The sequence below is a fragment of the Streptococcus sp. HMSC078H03 genome, from assembly GCF_001808655.1.
Taxonomy (GTDB): domain Bacteria; phylum Bacillota; class Bacilli; order Lactobacillales; family Streptococcaceae; genus Streptococcus; species Streptococcus salivarius_G.
On the sequence record NZ_KV794107.1, the window covers coordinates 67,074 to 86,900 of the forward strand.

The window sequence follows — 19,827 nt, forward strand, 5'->3', positions numbered from 1 at the left end:
TTTCACAAAGAGAGGGAAATAGATGGGAATTCATCAAAATAGTCCGCTGATTGATGTAGCGGAAGTAAGGAAATTGCATGCTCTTACGGGAGATGCTCTAGTAACTAAACAGGCTAATGATGAGGCTTTGGCAAAAATTATCAAGGGTGAGGACAAACGTATTCTCTTGGTTATTGGTCCATGTTCGTCTGATAATGAAGAAGCTGTTCTTGACTATGCTCACCGTTTGGCCAAACTTCAGAAAGAAGTGAAAGATAAAATCTTTATTGTTATGCGTGTTTATACAGCTAAACCACGTACTAATGGAGATGGTTATAAGGGGCTTATCCACCAACCAGATGCAGAGGGTGATGTAGACCTTCTTGCTGGAGTTAAGGCGGTTCGCCACCTTCAGTCACGTATTATTACTGAAACAGGCCTCCCAATCGCTGATGAGATGCTTTATCCGTCAAATCTTTCCTTCTTTGATGACCTGCTTAGCTACCATGCTGTTGGAGCACGTTCGGTTGAGGACCAAGAGCACCGCTTTGTAGCTTCAGGTATTGATGTGCCAATTGGTTTGAAGAACCCAACGTCAGGAAATTTGAATGTCATGTTTAATGGTATCTATGCTGCGCAGAACCAACAGCATTTCCTTTACAATGGCGCTGAAGTTAAAACAGATGGTAACCCACTCGCTCACGCTATCTTGCGTGGTGCCAACAATGAAAATGGACAGAACATTGTTAACTACCATTACGAGGACTTGGTTAAGGCTTTGGACAAGTATAGTGCACTTAATCTGGAAAATCCATTTATCCTTGTTGATACTAACCATGACAACTCAGGTAAAAACTTCATGGAGCAAGTTCGTATTGTGCGTGAAGTCCTTCTTAACCGTGAGTGGGATGAGCGTATCGCGGACACCGTGCGTGGCTTTATGATTGAGTCTTACCTTGAGGATGGTCGTCAAGACACACCTGAAGTTTATGGTAAATCAATTACAGATCCATGTCTTGGTTGGGATAAGACAGATAGCCTTATTCGTGAAATCCACAATCGACTGTCGTAACAATTATGATTTTTGGACATGGTATAGACTTGCAGGAAATTTCAGCTGTAAAAAAGGCTTATGACCGTAATCCACGCTTTGCAAAAAAGGTATTGACACCAAAAGAGTGGGAGCGTTTTGAATCCCTTTCTGGTAATCGTCAGATGTCTTATTTAGCAGGGCGCTGGGCCGGTAAGGAAGCATTTTCAAAGGCTTGGGGTACTGGTATTGGAGCAGTTGGCTTTAAGGATATTGAAATATTGACCAATGACAAGGGAGCTCCAGTGGTGACCCAATCACCTTTTGAAGGCAAGGTTTTTATCTCGATTTCCCATAGCGGTGATTTTGTTCAGGCAAGTGTCATTTTAGAAAAAAACTAAGAGATAGATGTTGGAAGAGGATAGCTTATGATTTCAAGTTTACATCGACCAACCTTGGCAAAGGTTGATCTATCAGCAATTTCAGAAAATATTGAACAAGTGGTTAGTCATATTCCTAAACAGGTGCAGACTTTTGCAGTTGTTAAGGCCAATGCTTATGGTCATGGCGCTGTCGAAGTGGCTAAGCATGTATCTAAGCAGGTGGATGGTTTTTGTGTTTCCAACCTAGACGAGGCGCTTGAACTTCGTCAAGCTGGCTTGGAACAACCGATACTTATTTTAGGAGTAGTCTTGCCAGGCGAGGTTCCTTTGGCTATTCAAGAAAACATCACGCTGACGGTAGCTTCGCTAGAGTGGTTGGAAATGGTTAAGGATCAAAGGCTTGATTTAACTGGTTTGACCTGTCATATTAAGGTTGATTCAGGTATGGGCCGTATTGGGGTGCGTAGCCAAGAGGATGCGGATAGCTTGATTGCCGGACTTAAATCACTTGGTGCGGATGTCGAAGGTATTTTTACTCATTTTGCAACGGCTGATGAGGCAGATGATAGTAAATTCAAGCGTCAAATGGCCTTCTTCACGGATTTAGTTAATAACTTGGTGGACTGTCCTCGCTTGGTACACGCTAGCAACTCTGCGACAAGCATCTGGCATGCAGAAACAGTCTTTAATGCGGTACGTCTAGGTGTCGTCATCTATGGTCTCAATCCTAGTGGCAGTGTTTTAGACCTTCCCTATAACATTCGTCCTGCTTTAAGATTGGAGACAGCACTTGTTCATGTTAAGACCCTGCCAGCAGGTCAAGATGTGGGTTATGGTGCAACGTATACGACGACAGCTGATGAGGTTATTGGAACCATTCCGATTGGCTATGCGGATGGTTGGACCAGAGATTTACAAGGTTTCCATGTTATTGTGGATGGCCAGCTTTGTCCTATTGTTGGGCGTGTGTCTATGGACCAGATCACTGTTCGCCTTCCTAAGGTTTATCCCCTAGGAACTCCTGTCACTCTTATGGGGGAAAATGGGGGAGCAAGCATCACTGCGACAGAGGTTGCTGAAAAACGTGGCACTATAAACTACGAGGTCCTTTGTTTGCTTAGTGATCGTGTACCTCGTAGCTATGATTAATGTAAATAAAAAGAGAAATCCAGTTTGATACTGGATTTTTTGATTTTAGTGAAGACCATTTTCATGTGTTATAATAGCAGATAAGGCTTCCTCTTTCACGAGGAGAAGAACACGATAGAAATGATAGAGGATATGATTCAACTAGATTCACCGATTGCGGATTTGAAAGGTTTTGGTCCTAAGTCCGCTGAAAAATTTACCAAATTAGATTTGCACACGGTTGGGGACCTCTTGCTTTATTTTCCTTTCCGATATGAAGATTTTAAGAGTAAGTCTATCTTTGAACTGATGGATGGCGAAAAGGCAGTTATTACGGGAACCGTGGTAACCCCTGCCAATGTGCAGTATTATGGCTTTAAACGTAATCGTCTGAGTTTTAAAATCAAGCAAGGAGAGGCAGTGATTGCCATTAGTTTCTTCAACCAGCCTTATCTTGTAGACAAGATTGAGATGGGGGCAGAAGTCGCTATTTTTGGCAAATGGGACCAGAAGAAGTCTGCAGTGACTGGTATGAAAGTGTTGGCCCAAGTTGAAGACGATATGCAGCCGGTTTACCATGTGGCCCAGGGCGTTAGTCAGGCCCAGCTGATAAAGGCTATAAGGGCAGCTTTTGATAGTGGGGCCTTGAATTTGTTGGAGGAGAGTCTCCCACAGGTGCTTATGGACAAGTATCGTCTTATGGGACGCCAAGAGGCTGTGCGTGCCATGCATTTTCCGAAAGATTTGGCTGAATATAAGCAGGCTCTACGTAGGACCAAGTTTGAGGAGCTCTTTTATTTCCAGATGAACTTACAGGTGCTGAAGGCTGAGAATAAGTCCGAAACCAATGGTCTAGCAATTGCTTACGATGAGGCCAAAATCAAAGCCAAAATTGCAGAATTACCATTCCCCTTGACAGAAGCCCAACAGCGCAGTTTATCGGAAATCCTAGCTGATATGAAATCTGGAGCTCATATGAACCGTCTTTTGCAAGGAGATGTGGGCTCAGGGAAAACAGTTATCGCTAGCCTGGCTATGTATGGGGCCTATACGGCAAGATTGCAGTCTGCTCTCATGGTACCGACGGAAATCTTAGCAGAGCAGCATTATCAGAGTTTGCAGGGGCTTTTTCCTGAGCTAGAGGTAGTGCTCCTAACTTCTGGGATGAAGGCAGCGGACAAAAAAGTAGCTCTTTCCAAAATCGAATCTGGGGAGGCTCAGATGATCGTGGGGACTCACTCACTGATTCAGGATGGTGTGACTTATCACAGGCTTGGCCTAGTAATTACTGATGAGCAACACCGTTTTGGGGTTAATCAACGTCGTATTTTCCGTGAGAAAGGTGATAATCCTGATGTCCTCATGATGACAGCGACACCTATCCCTAGGACCTTGGCGATTACTGCCTTTGGAGAGATGGATGTGTCAATCATTGACCAGATGCCGGCTGGGCGTAAGCCCATTATTACCCGTTGGGTTAAACATGAGCAACTAGATACCGTACTGACTTGGATTAAGGGCGAGTTGGAAAAAGATGCTCAGGTCTATTTTATTTCACCTTTGATTGAAGAGTCTGAGGCTCTCGATTTGAAAAATGCGGTGGCCCTTCATCAGGAACTCACAGATTTCTTTGGGGATTCAGCTACAGTGGCTCTGATGCACGGTCGCATGAAAAATGATGAAAAAGACCAAATTATGCAGGACTTCAAGGACAGAAAGTCTCAGATTTTAGTATCAACCACAGTTATCGAAGTAGGGGTTAACGTGCCAAATGCTACAGTTATGATCATTATGGATGCCGACCGCTTTGGACTTAGCCAGCTTCACCAACTTCGAGGACGTGTAGGTCGTGGCCATAAGCAGTCCTACTGTGTTTTGGTGGCTAATCCTAAAAATGATACCGGGAAAAAACGCATGCAGGCCATGTGTGAGACTACGGATGGTTTTGTTCTAGCAGAAGAGGACCTTAAGATGCGTGGTTCAGGAGAGATCTTTGGGACACGTCAGTCAGGAATTCCTGAATTTCAAGTGGCTGATATTGTGGAAGACTACAATATCTTAGAAGAAGCAAGGCGCGTGGCCAGCCAAATTGTGTCTGACCCTAACTGGCGCGAGAATCCTGATTGGCAGGTGCTTGGAGCTCATTTGAGAAGCCAAGGCGAGTTTGATTGAGGAGGAAACCTATGAAAAAGAAACGGTTAAAACTCGATTTTTTTGCGATCTTGCATCCCTTATTTCTTATGATGTTAGGTCTTATATTTTATTTTTTCGCCTTCATCTTGATTTGGTTTATTACCGAATTGGCAAAGCTGATAGAAGGAAAGACGGACTTTCATACCCTATATCTTTATTCACTTCTTATCTCTCTAGTTTGTTCGGTATTACTGATTATGTACGTCGCGGGTTTTATAGCTCAGCTGATTATCCATATACAGCATCAAAAGGAAAGGACGCTTTTGCCGGTCTGGTGTATGCTTACGGCTGTACTGATGCTTGTGCCCCTATTCGAAGATTTTAGTATCTTAGGCTCGTCCTGGAATTTTAAAGGGTATTTTCTTTCCATAGTTGCCTACATTGCCTATCTCTTTACAAAGCTACCCAAGGTTATTGAAAGTTACCGCTATCATGCGACAATTCGCTATGCCGTTTGGGTGGCTCTGGTCTTGGGAATTATTTTATCTATGCTTTAGACAGAAAAACTCTCAGTAAACTCACTGAGAGTTTTAAGTCTCCTTCAAGCTTATTACAAGCTTTCTTTAAGTTAGGACACCTATAATAAAACCATCAAAACGAGATAGGTTTTGATAATAAAACGTTTTGGCTTAGCCAAACCATTCCTACGAAGGAGGACAAAACAATGACAGTAAAAATTAAAGTAACCTACAACCGAAATTTCCAGAAGAATCCTCAAGACTTTAAGGTTTATCAAAACTAATATTGATGCTAGGAAGAGGCTAAATTTACCCATATTCTACAACTTTCATCCCTCATTTTCCAAAATCCCTTTTTCCTTTTTTTCATAACGTAGAATCCCTCTTCTTAAACTCATAAAAAGTCTAGACGGAAGCATGACCAGTCTAGGCGATTAACATAAGTAAGCTAACCAGTTGAGATTTTCTTGACTGGTTTTTTTGAAATTTAGATAAAAAATATCGAAAAACGATAAAATGTGTTGACAAGGAGAAATAAAGAGTGTAATATATAATTATCGATAAACGATAATAAGTTTTCAATAAAGATAATCTTATTCGCGAAAAAGAGAAATTATATACTAAAAACTATTTAATAAAGGAAATACTTATCATGAAAACACTTAAATCAATCATCAACGCAGTTCTTATTCTTCTTATGGCAATCTACGGTCTTGCAATGCTTGCTTTACTTATCCTTCCTTTTGTGGATGTGACTAATCTTTTTCCAGGTGCTGAGGTTCATTACCTTTCTGGATGGGGTTACTGGCTTGTATCAGAGTTACAATTTGCCTTCTATCTTGCCTTGATTTGTCTCCTTCGTAAAGAGTTTAAAGACTTTACTTGGAAGGCATTTTGGACCGAAGATTTTTCTCTCTTCTTGAAAAAGGCTGCTCTTCTAACCTTTGTGCCATCAGCCTTGAATATCTTCTTACAGTTGGGAACGACAGATCACCTAGTAATGGACTTCAGCACATCAGTCTGGCTCCTCTTGGTCTCTCTAGCTTGTGATGCTGTCTGTCTTCGTAAGGGACAAACAGCTGTCAAATAATTGAAGGAATCTTATTTGAAAAGTAGTAAAATCTTACCTATAAACTAGTATTTTATATTGATATTCGATATAATTGATACTGTTAATAGTTAGCTAATGATTTGTATGAGGTCAAGGGCTCCTAGAGGCACCTTGGCTTTTTCTAGTCTATGCTCAAAGAAATCAAATGAATTTACAATCGAGGTAACACATGACAACTATCTTATTTTATTTTTTAATCATCCTAGCCTTGGCTGGCTCTAGTTATTATGGTTGGAGATCAGCCAAAAGTGCTAAAAATCGTCAGGAAACGCAAGAACAGAAACGTCTACGTAGTATTCTCCTGTTTGTTAATGTCCTCCTTTTTGCGGGCTTTTTAAGTCTTGTTATTACCATTCTTAATGATGCCTTTATCCTGACGGGTCATGAAGGACTCTTACAACAAGGTTTGCGTATGCTTCTTGGTTCGGGGGTTACCGTGAAAAGTAGTAGCACTAGTCTGACGCTTTTTGCAGCAACCATTGATTTCCTTCGTATGGTAGTCAACATAGGATTCTTGTTGTGTCTACGTGCCTTTTTGATTAATCTTTATCGTTCTGATATTTTCATTGCTAAAAATGCTAAGTTGGTTCGTTGGTCAGCGCATTTGCTAGTTCTTGGGGCTTTTATCAATAATGGTATCTTTACATTTGGAACAGGCAGCCATAGTTATAGTTTCTTTAACATCAGTTATTTGCTAGTTAGCTTTGTCCTCTATGCTGTTGCTATGATTTTGACTAAGGCTAATGCCATTGCTGAGGAAAATGAGTACACGATTTAGGAGGGGCATATGATTATTGTCAATTTGGACGTTGAACTTGCCAAGAAGAAGATGCGCTCGGGTGAGTTGGCAGAACGTATTGGTATTACCCCAGCCAATCTCTCGGTTCTAAAGACCGGCAAGGCCAAGGCAATCCGTTTTACGACTCTGGATGCTATTTGTAAGGAGTTAGATTGCCAACCAGGAGATATTCTTGAATATAGATCAGATGAAGAAAATTAAAAGCCTGAAGCAGTAGTCACTTCTCTAGTGATCATGCTTCAAGCTTTTTATTTTTTCTTCAACCATGCGACCAGGGCTAGACTGACTAGCACGGTGCCACAGACCATGGCGATATGTGTTTTTGAGACTGTCAGCTCATAGTGGAAATCTTTATTTTCCAATTTATCGGTTGCTTCAATACTAAGTTTCATGTCTTATCCCTCGATATAGTCTTTCAATTCTTGGTCTTTGAGTCCCGCACTGAGTGCGATGAGGAGTTTGAGGCGAGCCTTTGGTGCGTTGAGTTCTTTAACAAACATAACGCCAGCTTCTTGGAGTTTGACTCCCCCGCCTTCATAGGCGTAGACAGGTTCGGCGATACCGTTGAAGCAGCGGGAAACGAGCACAACAGGGACTCCTTTTTCCATAAGATTTGTGATTTCTCTTGCAGCCAATGGTGGGAGGTTTCCAGCACCTAGTGCCTCGATAACCACGCCATCAATCTTTTCAGGATCTAGGAGACTGATGATTCCATCTCCGATACCCATCCCAGCATAGGCCTTGATGATTGGTACTGTTCCTGTGATTTGTTCCAAGTCAAAACGAACCCGAGGCTCTGCAGTTTTGAACCAGAGGATGTCATGCTTCATGATGATTCCTAGTGGACCGTGGGTTGGTGTGTGGAAGGTTGCCACGTTTGTGGTATGGGTCTTAGTCACATACTTGGCTGCATGGATTTCATCATTCATAACGACCAGGATTCCTTTGTCAGCGGCCTTGTCGTCGCTAGCAACACGTAGGGCTGAGAGATAGTTATAGACTCCGTCGCTTCCTAGTTCGTTCGACGAACGCATGGCACCAGTTAGGACGATTGGAATCTCAGGGACGGCCATGGTGTCTAGGAAGTAGGCTGTCTCTTCCAGAGTATCTGTTCCGTGGGTGATGACCACACCATCATATTGCCCAGCTGTTTCCTTGATTTTTTTGTAAATATCCAGCATGTGGTAGGGTGTGATATGTGGGCTAGGGATATTAAGAAAATCGAGAACGGTTAGTTCTAAATTGTCTAAATCAAGCCCCACATGGTTCATGGGATTATCAGCGTTTTGACTGACCTTGCCATCATTATCCGCTGACATGGAAATTGTTCCTCCAGTGTGAAGGACGAGGATTTTTTTTGTCATTTATATTACCCACTATTATATTATATGTTATAATTTATTTTAGCATAAAATGTTAGAAGGAGGGGAGCTCTGTGGCCATTAAAGCAGTCTTTTTTGATATTGATGGGACCTTTCTCAATGACCGAAAACGCGTGTCGAGTTCGACTAAAAAAGCTATCAGTCAAATGAAGGAAGATGGTATCTTGGTTGGTTTGGCAACAGGTCGTGGTCCAGGATTTGTTCAGCCTTTCATGGACAACCTGGGTCTGGATTTTGCAGTCACTTATAATGGTCAATATATTTTGACTCATGACAAGGTCCTGTATCAAAATCAGCTCCCTAAATCAACAGTCTACAACTTGATTCGCTATGCCACCAAGCACCGTAGAGAGATTTCTCTAGGGACTAGCACAGGTCTTGTTGGTTCCAATATTATTAGTATGGGAACGAGTAAGTTTGGACAAATCGTCAGCCGTATTGTCCCTAAGTCCTGGGCTAAGATGGTGGAACGTAGTTTCAAGTCTTTGATTCGTCGTTTCAAGCCACAAAGTATTGAGACTCTTAAGACTATCATGCGTGAGCCTATTTATCAGGTGGTTATGGTAGCGACGGTGGGGGAAACACAAGATATTGAAGAAAAGTTTCCTCATGTGAAGATTACCCGTTCAAGTCCTTATTCAGCCGATATTATTTCAGCGGACCAATCTAAGTTAAAAGGTATCGCTCATCTAGGTGAGGTTTTTGGTTTCGAACTCAGTGAGGTTATGGCCTTTGGGGATTCGGAAAATGACCTAGAAATGCTGTCTGGCGTCGGCATTGGTGTTGCCATGGGTAATGGTGAAGACGAGCTGAAAGACCAGGCTACCCATGTCACTGATACTAATAACCAGAATGGGATTGCCAAAGCCTTGTCACACTACGGTTTGATTCATTTTGAGACAGAAAATTCATTTACCAGTGATGATGGCAACTTCAACAAGGTTAAGGATTTCCACCATTTGATGGATGGCTCAACTAACGACATGCCTCGTGTTTACGGTATCGAGGAAGCTGGTCACCGTGCGGACTTCAAGTTGGAAGAAATCGTCGAATTTCTTTATGCTTCATCAGGTGGGGACAAGCGTGTCTTTGGTCAGGCTGTTCTGGATTTGCATGCTGCTCTTGATAAGGCAGCCCTCAAAGTTAGTTCTAAAGAGCACTCAGAGTCAACGATGGTTGGTCAGGTGGATGCTTTGACTGACTTGCTTTACTTGACCTATGGTTCATTTGTCCTTATGGGGGTCGATCCTAAGCCTTTCTTTGATACGGTTCATGAGGCTAATATGGGGAAAATTTTCCCCGATGGCAAGGCTCACTTTGATCCCGTGACCCACAAAATTCTTAAACCAAGTGACTGGGAAGAGCGATTTGCACCAGAACCACACATTAAACGAGAGCTGGATCGTCAGATTCAAAAATCTCTACAAAGAAATAAGTAAGAAGATATAAAGGTTTGGACAGTTTGCTCCAAGCCTTTTTCTAATAAAAATGACATTTATTAATGGCTTTATTTGTGATAAAATAAAGTCATTCTATGTATTTTTAAGGAGATTATTATGACTAAAGCAGATTGGTTAGACTTTTTTGAAGCCATCAATGGTCGTTCAGCGACTGAAGAAGAAATTGCAGCAGCACTTGCAGCTGGTGAGTTCCAAGATGACGCACCAACAGTAGAAACTGCTCCAGTACAAGAAGCGCCAGCACAACCAGCATTCGCTAATGTTCAAGAAACACCAGCCCAAGAGGCGCAACCACAGCCAACTTTCGCTGGTGCCCAAGAAGCGCAACCACAGCCGACTTTTGCGAGTGCACAAGACGCACAAGCGCAAGCTTCTTTTGCAAATGCTCAGGCAGCCCAACCTCAACCAACCTTTGCGGGCGCTCAAACTGCTCCAGTACAAGGTGTGCCAAATCAAGCAGCGCAACCACAAGCTGGTTTTGCCAATGCTCAAGCTGGTCAACAAGCAGCTTTTGCTAACGGTCAACCTCTTCAACAAGGTCAAAACGTTCAATTTATCAACGGTCAAGCTGTAGTTGTTCCAGCACAACCATCAGCATTTGCGACAACTTTCAAAAACTACTGGACATGGTTGCTTAATGCATGGCGTCGTCCAGCTGACATGACAGATTATGGTAAACACAATGGTTGGCTTAACTATATCTTCTTGTCACTCTTCACTGGACTTGCCTTCTTTGCAATCTTGAGCGCTATGGCACGTAAATTTGTTAGCCCAGTTGTATCAACAACAAACGCATTGTCTAGTATGTTTGGTTCTTACGGAACAGATAGTTACTCATCTTCATTTTCAAGTCATACATCTAGCATTGGTTTTGGAGCTTTCTTTGCAAGTATCCTAGCTGCCTTTCTCTTCATCTTTGCCTTTATCTTGGCAGGATTTGTAACACGTAAGGCCATCTTCCGTGATCCTGAGACTACTTTCTTGAATAGCTTTGACCGTTTTGGTCGCTTGACATCATTGGCCTTGCCAATCTTGCTCGTAACAATTTTGTTCGGAGCTATTGGACTTGTTGGTTTCCCACTTTTCTTGTTCTATGTTGTTTACTTCTTATTTGCACTTGCAAACCTCTTTACAATTGTTCCTGTAACAACAGCGTGGAAGGCTGATAAGTTCTATCAAATGATCTTGGCAGCACTTTTGAATGGTGTAATTTTGTCAATCTTGTTTGCAATCGTATTTACTATTATGTCATCATTTATGGTGGGGCTTCTATTCTAATATAAGTAAACCTCTAGCATTTTTTGAAAAAGTAAGTTTATAGGAGTCTTTATGGCAACAAAAGAAAAGTGGATTGATTTATTTGAAAAGGCAGTTGGTCGTCCGCCCCATGCTTTGGAGATTGAAGAAGGCCAGAAAGCAGACTTTGACTTAAAGGCTATTAAAGGCATTGCGGCGATGGGCTTGGACCAAGAAGCCACTCCTTCTGAACCAACAGAAGAAGTTGATGAGTATGACGTTGCCGAGGAAGTGTTTGAAGATGTACCGCTTGGTGATGAAGAGGAAACAACTCCTTTAGAAACTGAGGAGCTTGCACCAGTATCTCAAGCAGATCAAGGTCAAGCTGAAGAAAATTCAGAGGCTGCTTCTAAAGAAGCACAAGCTATCTGGATGAAGGCTTTTAAAACCTATGTTGGACGTCAGCCTCTTCCCGAGGAATTCCTACTTGGTAAGTCTTCAGGTTATGATGTATCAACCATCCATCAGTTTATCTCAGATGGTAAGGCTGCGAAACCAGCCAAGCCAGCTATGGCTAAAGGGAAGAAAATCCTGATTATTGCTGGTGTTGTTGCAGCAGTCTTAGCGCTTGCTGGTTATGGCTTTGGTTCTTATTACTACTCACGTGGTCAAGTAGCAGAGCGTTATGAAGCAGCAGCTAAGAAGAGCTTTAAAGATAGCTTGGAATACCAAGTATGGTCTGATACTAAAAAGGAAATTAAAACATCTGAAGTCAAGTACACAGACACTAAAAGTACACAAGCCTATAGCAAGAGCCAACTCATGTCTGGCGAACGTATGCAAAAGGTTGGACGTCAGTTCCTTATTTTTCCTAAGTGGCGAGTCGTGGTAGATCCTGGAACGGTTGATTTGACTGTTAATACAGCTGATTTGAATGTGACCATTAACGGGGTTTCTTACGCTACTACAGATGGTAATAACTACACGGCTAAATTGAATCATCTCTATCCAGGAACTTACAATTTTGTGGCTTCTGGTAAGGTAAATGATCAAGATATCACTGTCTCATCTGAGGAAAATGTGACCTCTAAAACAGAAGTCAACCTTTCTGTAGAGTATCTTAGCTTTACTGTTAAGTCTAATCTTAAGGATGGAGACCTCTACGTTGGTGGTACCAAGATTGGAACCCTTAACTCAGGGAAACTAGACGTTAACAAGGTAGCAGTAGCTGGTTCATCAGCCGTTTATGTTAAGAAAAATTTCGAAGATGGTAGCTCTATCAAGACAGAGACATTGTCTATTAAGAAAATTTCTGAAGGCCAAACGGTTACTCTAGATGCTGATGGTGTTCTTGATCGTGATACGGCAGATCGTCTCTTGACTGCTGCCTACGGTAAATTTGGTAGCTACGCTTCGAATCATAACACGACACCAGATGGTGTATCCGACATTTTCCTTAATGGTACTGATGATACCATGTACAAGGATGTAACGGCTGATATTGACAAAAATACTACAGGTGCTAAAAACCGTGCCGCTGATAGTATTTCTTTCTCAGACGTTGACGTCACAGAAGTCGTTCAGACTGGTGAGAAGACCTTCAAGGTGACCTTCACAGCAGTTTATGATTTCTATTATGGCTATGATTCGAAATTCAAGTCATCAGGAGATATCAAAGATAAAATCTCTTGGTCATGTAATGTGGAATACGTTGGTGACGATAGTGACTCTAGCAGCAATGGTTCTAACTATAGCGACTACCGTATCAATGGCAAGGCTGGTGAATCGCAAAATGTGAGTCGTGAAAATACTGTGAAATAGTAGATGCTTTCTCATAGAGCTAGTCATTGTTGAACTGATTACAAATAGGAGGTTAGTCCTCCAGACTAAAAAATGGAGAACTTGGCAATTGCCAGGTTCTTTTGTTTGTCTGTTTTTACCTCTTAGGGGCTAAACCGTGCCACTTACCTAAAAGGCCTTGTTTTGTGTAAAGCAGTTGTTATAATGGAAGCATCAAAAGGACAGGAAAGGAGTATTATGAAAGTTAGAATCGAATTAGACCCATCCATGGATGAGCCTGAAATCTTGATTCGAGCTCCCCGGTTAACACAGGAATTAGCTCAGCTCCAAGAGTCTATTCTAAGGCAAAAGTTAGTTCCTTTAGCCTTTTACAAGGAACGAAGCGAATATTTTCTGGATTTGGCAAATATTCTCTTTTTTGAAACAGACGGGGAAAAGATTTTTGGACATACTAAGGATGAGGCCTATGAGGTGAAGCAAAAGCTCTACGAATTAGAAGAGTTGCTTCCGATTACCTTTTGTCGAATTTCCAAATCGACGATTGTTAATGCTAAGCAGATTTATTCTTTGGAGAAGTCTTTTTCAGGGACTAGTACGGTGAATTTCTATCAGACCCACAAGCAGGTCCATGTATCAAGACGCTACTATCAAGTTTTAAAAGAACGACTAAACGAAATGAGGTAAGATAATGAGAAAGAAATTAATTGGGATCCTCTTGATCCTTTTGGCAGCTTTGGTAATTGTACAAGACTATTTTATAAAATGGGAAATTAGTATTTGGATGTTGGCCTGGGTGGTCTTACTGGCAATTTTGTCCCTCTCTAGTCTTTTGAAGCGACATTTTGGTCTTGGTTTCGCCTATGGCATTGTGGCTCTATTTTCACTCAATGGACAGTTCCATTTTCTTCCAGTATCTAATTCGGTTGTTATTTTTTCTTCTATTCTTGCGGTTATTGGCTTGAACATTCTCTTCAATCCTTCTAGTAAAACAAAGAATCGTTTTGGATTGGGTTCTACTGGTTCGGACGCTAATAATGGTGGAAATGATATTGATGTCACTTTTTCAGCAGTGACCAAATATCTCAATGACGAGCAATTTACGCATGGGAGTGCGGATGTTAGTTTAGGACAGGCTTCCGTTTATTTTGATAATTGCCGTATTGAGGGGCCATCTGCTCAGTTTGATGTGGACGTTTCTCTTGGAAGTCTTAGCCTCTATGTGCCCAGTGATTGGCGGGTGCATGTGAATGTGGATAACTCTCTTTCAGCTGTACAGCATGAGGAAAATCCTAGTAACTTGACCAGCAAGGACTTCTACATCAAAGGTGATGTTTCCTTGGGTAATTTAGAAATTATTTATGTTGGTGAGAATGCGATTGATTAAGTTAGTGGAGGGAACTTCTGATTAATATAATACCTATTGTTTTATCTCATCTCCTGTGATAAGATAGGCTCAATCTTTTTTCAGGAGGGACAAGACATGGTTTCTACTATTGGTATTATAAGTTTATCTAGTGGGATTATCGGTGAAGACTTTGTCAAGCACGAAGTGGACTTGGGTATTCAACGTCTCAAGGGCCTCGGACTCAATCCTATCTTTTTACCTCATTCGCTAAAAGGCTTAGATTTTATCAAAGAACACCCTGAAGCTCGTGCAGAGGATTTGATTCAGGCATTTTCTGATGATAGCATCGACATGATTCTATGTGCTATCGGTGGAGACGATACCTATCGCTTGCTACCCTACCTCTTTGAAAATGACCAACTACAAAAGGTTATCAAACCAAAGATTTTTCTCGGTTTCTCGGATACAACCATGAACCACCTCATGTTACATAAACTAGGTATCAAGACTTTTTATGGCCAATCATTTCTAGCAGACATTTGTGAGTTAGACAAAGAAATGTTGCCATATAGCCTTCACTACTTTAAAGAATTGATTAAGACCGGAAAAATCTCAGAAATTCGCCCTAGTAACGTTTGGTATGAGGAACGGACTGATTTTAGTCCCAAAGCTTTGGGAACACCTCTTGTCAGCCATGCAAATACAGGTTTTGACTTGTTACGAGGCAATGCTCGGTTTGAGGGAGAAATCCTCGGTGGTTGTCTTGAGTCTCTCTATGATATTTTTGACAACTCTCTACACGCAGATAGCACAGACCTCTGCCAAAAATACAAACTTTTCCCTGACTTATCCGACTGGGAAGGAAAGATTCTATTGCTAGAAACAAGTGAAGAAAAGCCTGAACCTGATGATTTCAAAAAAATGTTGCAAACTTTAAAAGAAACTAGGATATTTGAGGTCATCAGTGGACTCTTGGTTGGGAAACCTATGGATGAAACCTTCTATGACGACTATAAGGAGGCTTTAATGGACATCATTGATAGCAATATCCCAATTGTCTATAATCTGAATGTTGGCCATGCCACACCAAGAGCCATTGTTCCCTTCGGAGTCCACGCCTATGTAGATGCAACGGAGCAAGTCATTCACTTTGACTATAACAAAGAAAGCTGAGATGAGATTCTCAGCTTTTTTTAGAAAGTAGGAGTATTTTAGTTGCTATAAAGCATGGCACTTTAAGTGGATAATACTCCTGTATTTCTAAGTTTATCCAGTCTATCAGATTGATTGACACTCAAGGGAGTGAGACAAGGAACAATTTTTAAAAAGTTGTTCGGTCCTACTCCCTTTTTTCCTATTTTATAGTCTCTTTATTTGTGATAATATAGTATAGTGAAAAAAACTAGACTGGAATAACTTTACTCTTTTGGAGTTTTATGTGACAGCGATGAATGGAGACAATCTAAGCGGATACCTGCTTGGAGCTATAGTCAAGAAAACTCAAAATGAGGAATGAGGCTAGAAGGGAAATTGTTATGAGAAAAAAAGCGATTGGTATTGATTTAGGAACAACGAATTCCGTTATGGCTGTTGTTCGTGAAGATGTGCCAGAGATTATTCCGATGGGGACGAATGACGATCAGGTCTTACGTTCAGCGGTTTACTTCTCAAATATTAGTGGCCAAAACCATGTATCTTTTGGTAAAGAAGCCATCGAGCGTGGGACAGAAATCGGAAGTACAGAAAACTTTAAATTTGACTTCAAACGTGACATCGGGCGTCCGATTGCTAGTGATACACCAGACCACACACGTGTCAATTCTATTATTCTTTCGGCCTTGGTTTTGAACGAATTCCGTAAACGCGCCTATGTCGTTGGTCAGGAGATGGGACAAGCAGACGGTATCAAGGATGCTGTCATCACCGTGCCTGCCTACTTTACGTCAGATCAACGTGCGGCAACGAAGAATGCTGGTCGTATCGCAGGATTTAACGTTTTGCGTATTATCAATGAGCCTACAGCTGCGGCCATTGCCTATGCCCACACTAAAAGTGCTCAAGGGAATGTCTTGGTCTTTGACCTTGGTGGAGGAACTTTTGATGTTACCATCATGCGCGTGGCTGATCATGCCTATGATATTTTAGCGACTGACGGGAATTCACGCCTTGGTGGGATTGACTTTGATAAGCGTCTTGTGGGCTACATCATGCAGGAGTTGGAAAAACAAGGGGTCAATATGACTAACCTTTCCGAGAAGGAAAAAATTCAACTTCAATATAAGGCTGAGCAGATTAAGACTAGTCTATCTGTGAATGACCAAGCTCTCTATGAGCATTATATCAATGGTCAAGGTTACGGTGTCTTGATTACTCAAGCAATTTTCAATGAAATTACCTTGGACCTCCTCAAAGATACTGAAATCAAGGTACAGTCTACCCTTCAAGCATCTGGCTTGAAATGGGAAGAAATCGACCATATCCTGCTTGTGGGTGGTTCAACACGTATGCCAATGATTCGTCAAATGATTCGTTTGATGAGTGGTTTGGAACCTAAGTTTGACCTTAATCCAGACACTATCGTGGCACAGGGGGCATCTATTTTGGCCGACCTTATCGTCAATAACGAGGTTAGCTTCTCTGAGCACCAGGATGGTAAGACAACTGAGACAGACAGAGTAGTTGTCAAGGATGTGACCTCTCAGGGAATAGGTCTGCTCTTCAAGAAAAATCCAAACAAGAACTACAGCTTTGTGGGTGACTACTATAATAGTGTCGTGGTTCCACGTAACTCGGTCTTGCCTTTGGCAGTGACCAAGGATCTCTTTGCGGTCGTGGATGGACAGAGTAAGTTCAAGCTTCGTATCACAGAAGGAAATTATGAAAATCCATTTGCTGTGAAGATTTTGGGACAAGTGGAAGGACAAGTGCCACAACCTCGTCAGAAAGGCGAGCTTTTGGCACAAGTCACCTATGCCTTCGATTCAGAACAAATTGTTACCGTAACAGTGTCTGATCCTCGAAGCAATACTGTTGTGGCACGCTTTTCAGTCAACGCACAAGTCAACCAAACCCAAGAAGTGGTTAAGGAAGACTTGTCAGAACTTCAAGCTATTTTTGCTAAATTCATCTCATGATAGACTACTACAAAGCAATTGATACAGAGACAGGACAGGAAGTATCTTATTTAAGAGAGGTCAGTAACCGTATCTCTCCAGAGATGTCGGCTCAAGATTGTTTCGTGGCACTTTCCTTTTTACGTGAGGAGCTGGAGGAGCTCTGGACAAATGGTACCTTGGATAAAGAGGGAGAGCGTTTGCGTAGTGAGCTCTACACGATTCGCTCAATCTTTTTCTCAGACCATGAGAAGTTACAATACGACCGAAAACTCAGACAGGCTCAGAGAAAGGCATTGGAAGCTGAAAAGGAGACGACCACTGATACTAGCAATGTAACAGGTAAAAAGGAAATCCCTTTTGAACCTGTTGCGGTGACTCAGACTAAAGAGTCATCTCTTAAAAATTACCTCTTTGCGGCCTTCGCCTTTGTGATTCTACTAAGCTTGATTCTCTTTTTCAATGTCAATGTCATCGTTCTTATTATCGGAGCCATTCTAATTGTGGCTTTGATGTTACTTATGTCTTAGGAGATATTAATGGAAACCAATCAATTAACATTTGAACATATCTGTTTCAAATATAAGGGAAATGATAACCAGCTCTTTACAGATTTGGATGTTACTATGGAGACTGGCCAAGTTGTCGGTATCTTGGGTGCCTCTGGTTCAGGGAAAACAACTTTAACTGAGATTCTCCTTGGCCAGCTTAAACCAACCTGCCAACAATTTCGTATTTTAGAAAATGGCAAACCTGTGACTGCGGGTTCACGCTCTTGGTCCTATGTGCCCCAACAAAATCTTCTTCGTGAGTACCTCAAGGTATCTGAGACCTTTGATTTTTATGCGGACCATCATCTGAAAGGAAGTGGTAAGCTGACTAAAAAGCATCGCATTGCAGGGATTATGGATGATTTAGGGCTGACGGAATTTGCAAACAAGAAGATTTCAGAGCTTTCTGGTGGGCAAAAACGCCGTGTCTCCATTGGTATCGAGCTTCTTAGCCCTAGTCCCTACTTTATCCTTGATGAGCCGTCTTCAGGCTTGGATGCTCTTAGTGACCGTAATCTCTTACGTACCTTGAAAATTTTGGCTAAATCAGCTAACAAGTCTATTGTGGTTATTACCCACAACACAGAAAATTTGGCTATTTTTGACAAGATTATCTTCTTGTCCAAGGGACGTCCGACATTTGCAGGGACCTATGAAGAGTTGCTTTTGGAATACAAGACTAGCGATCCTTATATGATTCGTAAATATATGGATATGAATATCGCAGATGTCTACCAAGAGCTCAATGCTTCAACACGTATTTACAAGATTTAGGGAGACTTATGAACGCAGCATTACGATTAAGTTGGTATAAATTTAAACACCACTACATGGATTTTGTTAAGGTTCTTCTGGGCATTGTCGCTTTCGAAGGCTTAATCCTCTATATTCAAGACAAGGGATTTTTGAAAGATTTCGAAACAACTCGAATGACCCTCTTTCTCTTGCTTTTCTCAACCAGTCTCTTGATTGTGGTTCAAAACAGTATTTATATTTCTAAGGAACGCTCAGTCCTCAACCGTGACTTTTTCTCAGGTTTGAGTCGTTCGGCCTTTGCCTTGGCTAGTATGGGGATTCACGCCTTCTTTGCTGTTTTGGAAACTATTGTCTTTATCCTATCTTACTCTGTTTTTAGTAAGTTCTTTGACAAAGAATTTCCAGACGCTGGTCATATTTTTGGTTCCTACCGTTGGGAAGTTGGGATTACAGTGCTTCTGGTTTTCTTGGCTTCGCATTTCATTGCCCTTTTTATCTCAGCCTTGGTTGGCAAATCTGAGATTACCTCTGTTATCCTAGCAGTTGTTGTGGGGATCATGCAATTTTCATTGTCAGGAACTATCCTATCTTTGCCAAAAGCCATTGATTGGGTACAAAAATTTATCTATCTAGGTTATGGGCACAAGCTTTTTGGGATTTCTAGTGACTTGTCAGACTTGCCATCTAGCTTGGCTAAGTACAGGGTCCCTGTTCCTAAGAGCCAGTTGGAGGCCTTTCAAGGGTCTACAGGTGAATTCTGGGGCCAATGGTGGGCTTTGGTACTTCATTGCCTAGTTTATGCCCTACTCTTTTTCGTCACACTTCAGAAGAAGGAGAAATAAATGCAACAATATGATGAATGGCTGATTGACTTCCAAGTGCAGTATGGTCGCAAGCCAAGTGATAAGGAAGTTGCCGAAGCTGCTAAGACTGGTTTTGCTCTTTCTAGTGGTTTGAGCAGACAGAAAAATTCTAAATTCAGACAAGTCTTGTCTAAGGTTGGTTTGGGAGATCTCAAGTTTAGCTGGTTTTTAGTTTTGGAAATTTTGCTCTTGATTTGTATCGCCCTCTTTGGCTATGTTGTTGGCTATCTATTTATCTAG

At 41.7% G+C, this 19,827-nt stretch carries 21 protein-coding genes; 19 read left to right on the forward strand and 2 right to left on the reverse strand.

Features of this window, described 5'->3' with window-relative positions; translation table 11 throughout:
* Positions 1-22 precede the first annotated feature (22 nt).
* The 8 genes from HMPREF2607_RS05530 (at position 23) to HMPREF2607_RS05565 (ending at position 7,282) form a co-directional block, all read left to right on the forward strand.
* Positions 23-1,051: a 3-deoxy-7-phosphoheptulonate synthase gene (locus HMPREF2607_RS05530; protein WP_070476261.1), complete on the forward strand. Its 1,029-nt coding sequence runs from the start codon at positions 23-25 to the stop codon at positions 1,049-1,051.
* A gap of 5 nt (positions 1,052-1,056) precedes the next feature.
* Positions 1,057-1,410, forward strand: coding sequence for a holo-ACP synthase (gene acpS, locus HMPREF2607_RS05535; RefSeq protein WP_002891813.1), 354 nt, complete (start codon positions 1,057-1,059; stop codon positions 1,408-1,410).
* Positions 1,411-1,437: 27 nt separating this feature from the next.
* On the forward strand, positions 1,438-2,541 hold the full coding sequence (gene alr, locus HMPREF2607_RS05540) for an alanine racemase (RefSeq protein WP_070476262.1): 1,104 nt from the start codon (positions 1,438-1,440) through the stop codon (positions 2,539-2,541).
* Positions 2,542-2,661: 120 nt separating this feature from the next.
* The gene (gene recG / locus HMPREF2607_RS05545) at positions 2,662-4,692 is read left to right on the forward strand and encodes an ATP-dependent DNA helicase RecG (protein WP_261674281.1); all 2,031 of its coding nucleotides are present in this window, start codon (positions 2,662-2,664) and stop codon (positions 4,690-4,692) included.
* Between the two features lie 11 nt (positions 4,693-4,703).
* Entirely contained in the window at positions 4,704-5,210 is a 507-nt protein-coding gene (locus HMPREF2607_RS05550) for a hypothetical protein (protein ID WP_070476266.1), read from the forward strand.
* A 613-nt stretch (positions 5,211-5,823) separates the two neighbouring features.
* On the forward strand, positions 5,824-6,261 hold the full coding sequence (locus HMPREF2607_RS05555; protein ID WP_070476268.1) for a hypothetical protein: 438 nt from the start codon (positions 5,824-5,826) through the stop codon (positions 6,259-6,261).
* A 190-nt stretch (positions 6,262-6,451) separates the two neighbouring features.
* On the forward strand, positions 6,452-7,060 hold the full coding sequence (locus HMPREF2607_RS05560) for a DUF2975 domain-containing protein (protein ID WP_048790092.1): 609 nt from the start codon (positions 6,452-6,454) through the stop codon (positions 7,058-7,060).
* 9 nt (positions 7,061-7,069) lie between these two features.
* Positions 7,070-7,282 carry a helix-turn-helix domain-containing protein gene (locus tag HMPREF2607_RS05565; protein WP_022496194.1) on the forward strand — a complete coding sequence of 71 codons (213 nt, stop codon included), beginning with the start codon at positions 7,070-7,072 and terminating at the stop codon, positions 7,280-7,282.
* A gap of 47 nt (positions 7,283-7,329) precedes the next feature.
* Here the strand turns inward: HMPREF2607_RS05565 and HMPREF2607_RS10530 are convergent, their stop codons facing one another.
* Together HMPREF2607_RS10530 and HMPREF2607_RS05570 are read right to left on the reverse strand one after the other, a co-directional pair.
* The gene (locus HMPREF2607_RS10530; RefSeq protein WP_002884712.1) at positions 7,330-7,473 is read right to left on the reverse strand and encodes a hypothetical protein; all 144 of its coding nucleotides are present in this window, start codon (positions 7,471-7,473) and stop codon (positions 7,330-7,332) included.
* A 3-nt stretch (positions 7,474-7,476) separates the two neighbouring features.
* Complete coding sequence (locus HMPREF2607_RS05570; RefSeq protein WP_037602584.1) at positions 7,477-8,445, reverse strand: asparaginase; 969 nt, start codon at positions 8,443-8,445, stop codon at positions 7,477-7,479.
* Between the two features lie 71 nt (positions 8,446-8,516).
* On the opposite strand from HMPREF2607_RS05570, the gene HMPREF2607_RS05575 reads away from it, so the two are divergent.
* The 11 genes from HMPREF2607_RS05575 (at position 8,517) to HMPREF2607_RS05625 (ending at position 19,827) form a co-directional block, all read left to right on the forward strand.
* On the forward strand, positions 8,517-9,902 hold the full coding sequence (locus HMPREF2607_RS05575) for a Cof-type HAD-IIB family hydrolase (RefSeq protein WP_014635024.1): 1,386 nt from the start codon (positions 8,517-8,519) through the stop codon (positions 9,900-9,902).
* A 117-nt stretch (positions 9,903-10,019) separates the two neighbouring features.
* Positions 10,020-11,201, forward strand: a complete 1,182-nt coding sequence (locus tag HMPREF2607_RS05580; RefSeq protein WP_070476270.1) for a DUF6574 domain-containing protein — start codon at positions 10,020-10,022, stop codon at positions 11,199-11,201.
* A gap of 51 nt (positions 11,202-11,252) precedes the next feature.
* Complete coding sequence (locus HMPREF2607_RS05585) at positions 11,253-12,980, forward strand: zinc ribbon domain-containing protein (RefSeq protein WP_014635022.1); 1,728 nt, start codon at positions 11,253-11,255, stop codon at positions 12,978-12,980.
* 216 nt (positions 12,981-13,196) lie between these two features.
* Positions 13,197-13,643: a LytTR family DNA-binding domain-containing protein gene (locus tag HMPREF2607_RS05590; protein ID WP_070476272.1), complete on the forward strand. Its 447-nt coding sequence runs from the start codon at positions 13,197-13,199 to the stop codon at positions 13,641-13,643.
* Positions 13,644-13,647: 4 nt separating this feature from the next.
* Positions 13,648-14,343 carry a LiaF transmembrane domain-containing protein gene (locus tag HMPREF2607_RS05595; RefSeq protein ID WP_070476274.1) on the forward strand — a complete coding sequence of 232 codons (696 nt, stop codon included), beginning with the start codon at positions 13,648-13,650 and terminating at the stop codon, positions 14,341-14,343.
* 96 nt (positions 14,344-14,439) lie between these two features.
* Positions 14,440-15,477, forward strand: coding sequence for a S66 family peptidase (locus HMPREF2607_RS05600; protein WP_070476276.1), 1,038 nt, complete (start codon positions 14,440-14,442; stop codon positions 15,475-15,477).
* 362 nt (positions 15,478-15,839) lie between these two features.
* On the forward strand, positions 15,840-17,438 hold the full coding sequence (locus HMPREF2607_RS05605; protein WP_048790187.1) for an Hsp70 family protein: 1,599 nt from the start codon (positions 15,840-15,842) through the stop codon (positions 17,436-17,438).
* Positions 17,435-17,947: a hypothetical protein gene (locus tag HMPREF2607_RS05610; RefSeq protein ID WP_070476278.1), complete on the forward strand. Its 513-nt coding sequence runs from the start codon at positions 17,435-17,437 to the stop codon at positions 17,945-17,947. The genes HMPREF2607_RS05605 and HMPREF2607_RS05610 overlap by 4 nt, the downstream gene beginning before the upstream one ends.
* A gap of 9 nt (positions 17,948-17,956) precedes the next feature.
* Positions 17,957-18,742, forward strand: coding sequence for an ATP-binding cassette domain-containing protein (locus HMPREF2607_RS05615; protein ID WP_002891779.1), 786 nt, complete (start codon positions 17,957-17,959; stop codon positions 18,740-18,742).
* Between the two features lie 8 nt (positions 18,743-18,750).
* Entirely contained in the window at positions 18,751-19,566 is an 816-nt protein-coding gene (locus tag HMPREF2607_RS05620) for an ABC transporter permease (RefSeq protein WP_002891777.1), read from the forward strand.
* On the forward strand, positions 19,567-19,827 hold the full coding sequence (locus HMPREF2607_RS05625; RefSeq protein ID WP_002891774.1) for a hypothetical protein: 261 nt from the start codon (positions 19,567-19,569) through the stop codon (positions 19,825-19,827). It begins immediately after the preceding gene.

Coding starts and splice junctions, on each gene's coding strand:
- HMPREF2607_RS05530 (WP_070476261.1), top strand. CDS start 23: ATGGGAATTCATCAAAATAGTCCGCTGATTGATGTAGCGGAAGTAAGG.
- acpS (WP_002891813.1), top strand. CDS start 1,057: ATGATTTTTGGACATGGTATAGACTTGCAGGAAATTTCAGCTGTAAAA.
- alr (WP_070476262.1), top strand. CDS start 1,438: ATGATTTCAAGTTTACATCGACCAACCTTGGCAAAGGTTGATCTATCA.
- recG (WP_261674281.1), top strand. CDS start 2,662: ATGATAGAGGATATGATTCAACTAGATTCACCGATTGCGGATTTGAAA.
- HMPREF2607_RS05550 (WP_070476266.1), top strand. CDS start 4,704: ATGAAAAAGAAACGGTTAAAACTCGATTTTTTTGCGATCTTGCATCCC.
- HMPREF2607_RS05555 (WP_070476268.1), top strand. CDS start 5,824: ATGAAAACACTTAAATCAATCATCAACGCAGTTCTTATTCTTCTTATG.
- HMPREF2607_RS05560 (WP_048790092.1), top strand. CDS start 6,452: ATGACAACTATCTTATTTTATTTTTTAATCATCCTAGCCTTGGCTGGC.
- HMPREF2607_RS05565 (WP_022496194.1), top strand. CDS start 7,070: ATGATTATTGTCAATTTGGACGTTGAACTTGCCAAGAAGAAGATGCGC.
- HMPREF2607_RS10530 (WP_002884712.1), bottom strand. CDS start 7,473: ATGAAACTTAGTATTGAAGCAACCGATAAATTGGAAAATAAAGATTTC.
- HMPREF2607_RS05570 (WP_037602584.1), bottom strand. CDS start 8,445: ATGACAAAAAAAATCCTCGTCCTTCACACTGGAGGAACAATTTCCATG.
- HMPREF2607_RS05580 (WP_070476270.1), top strand. CDS start 10,020: ATGACTAAAGCAGATTGGTTAGACTTTTTTGAAGCCATCAATGGTCGT.
- HMPREF2607_RS05585 (WP_014635022.1), top strand. CDS start 11,253: ATGGCAACAAAAGAAAAGTGGATTGATTTATTTGAAAAGGCAGTTGGT.
- HMPREF2607_RS05590 (WP_070476272.1), top strand. CDS start 13,197: ATGAAAGTTAGAATCGAATTAGACCCATCCATGGATGAGCCTGAAATC.
- HMPREF2607_RS05595 (WP_070476274.1), top strand. CDS start 13,648: ATGAGAAAGAAATTAATTGGGATCCTCTTGATCCTTTTGGCAGCTTTG.
- HMPREF2607_RS05600 (WP_070476276.1), top strand. CDS start 14,440: ATGGTTTCTACTATTGGTATTATAAGTTTATCTAGTGGGATTATCGGT.
- HMPREF2607_RS05605 (WP_048790187.1), top strand. CDS start 15,840: ATGAGAAAAAAAGCGATTGGTATTGATTTAGGAACAACGAATTCCGTT.
- HMPREF2607_RS05610 (WP_070476278.1), top strand. CDS start 17,435: ATGATAGACTACTACAAAGCAATTGATACAGAGACAGGACAGGAAGTA.
- HMPREF2607_RS05615 (WP_002891779.1), top strand. CDS start 17,957: ATGGAAACCAATCAATTAACATTTGAACATATCTGTTTCAAATATAAG.
- HMPREF2607_RS05620 (WP_002891777.1), top strand. CDS start 18,751: ATGAACGCAGCATTACGATTAAGTTGGTATAAATTTAAACACCACTAC.
- HMPREF2607_RS05625 (WP_002891774.1), top strand. CDS start 19,567: ATGCAACAATATGATGAATGGCTGATTGACTTCCAAGTGCAGTATGGT.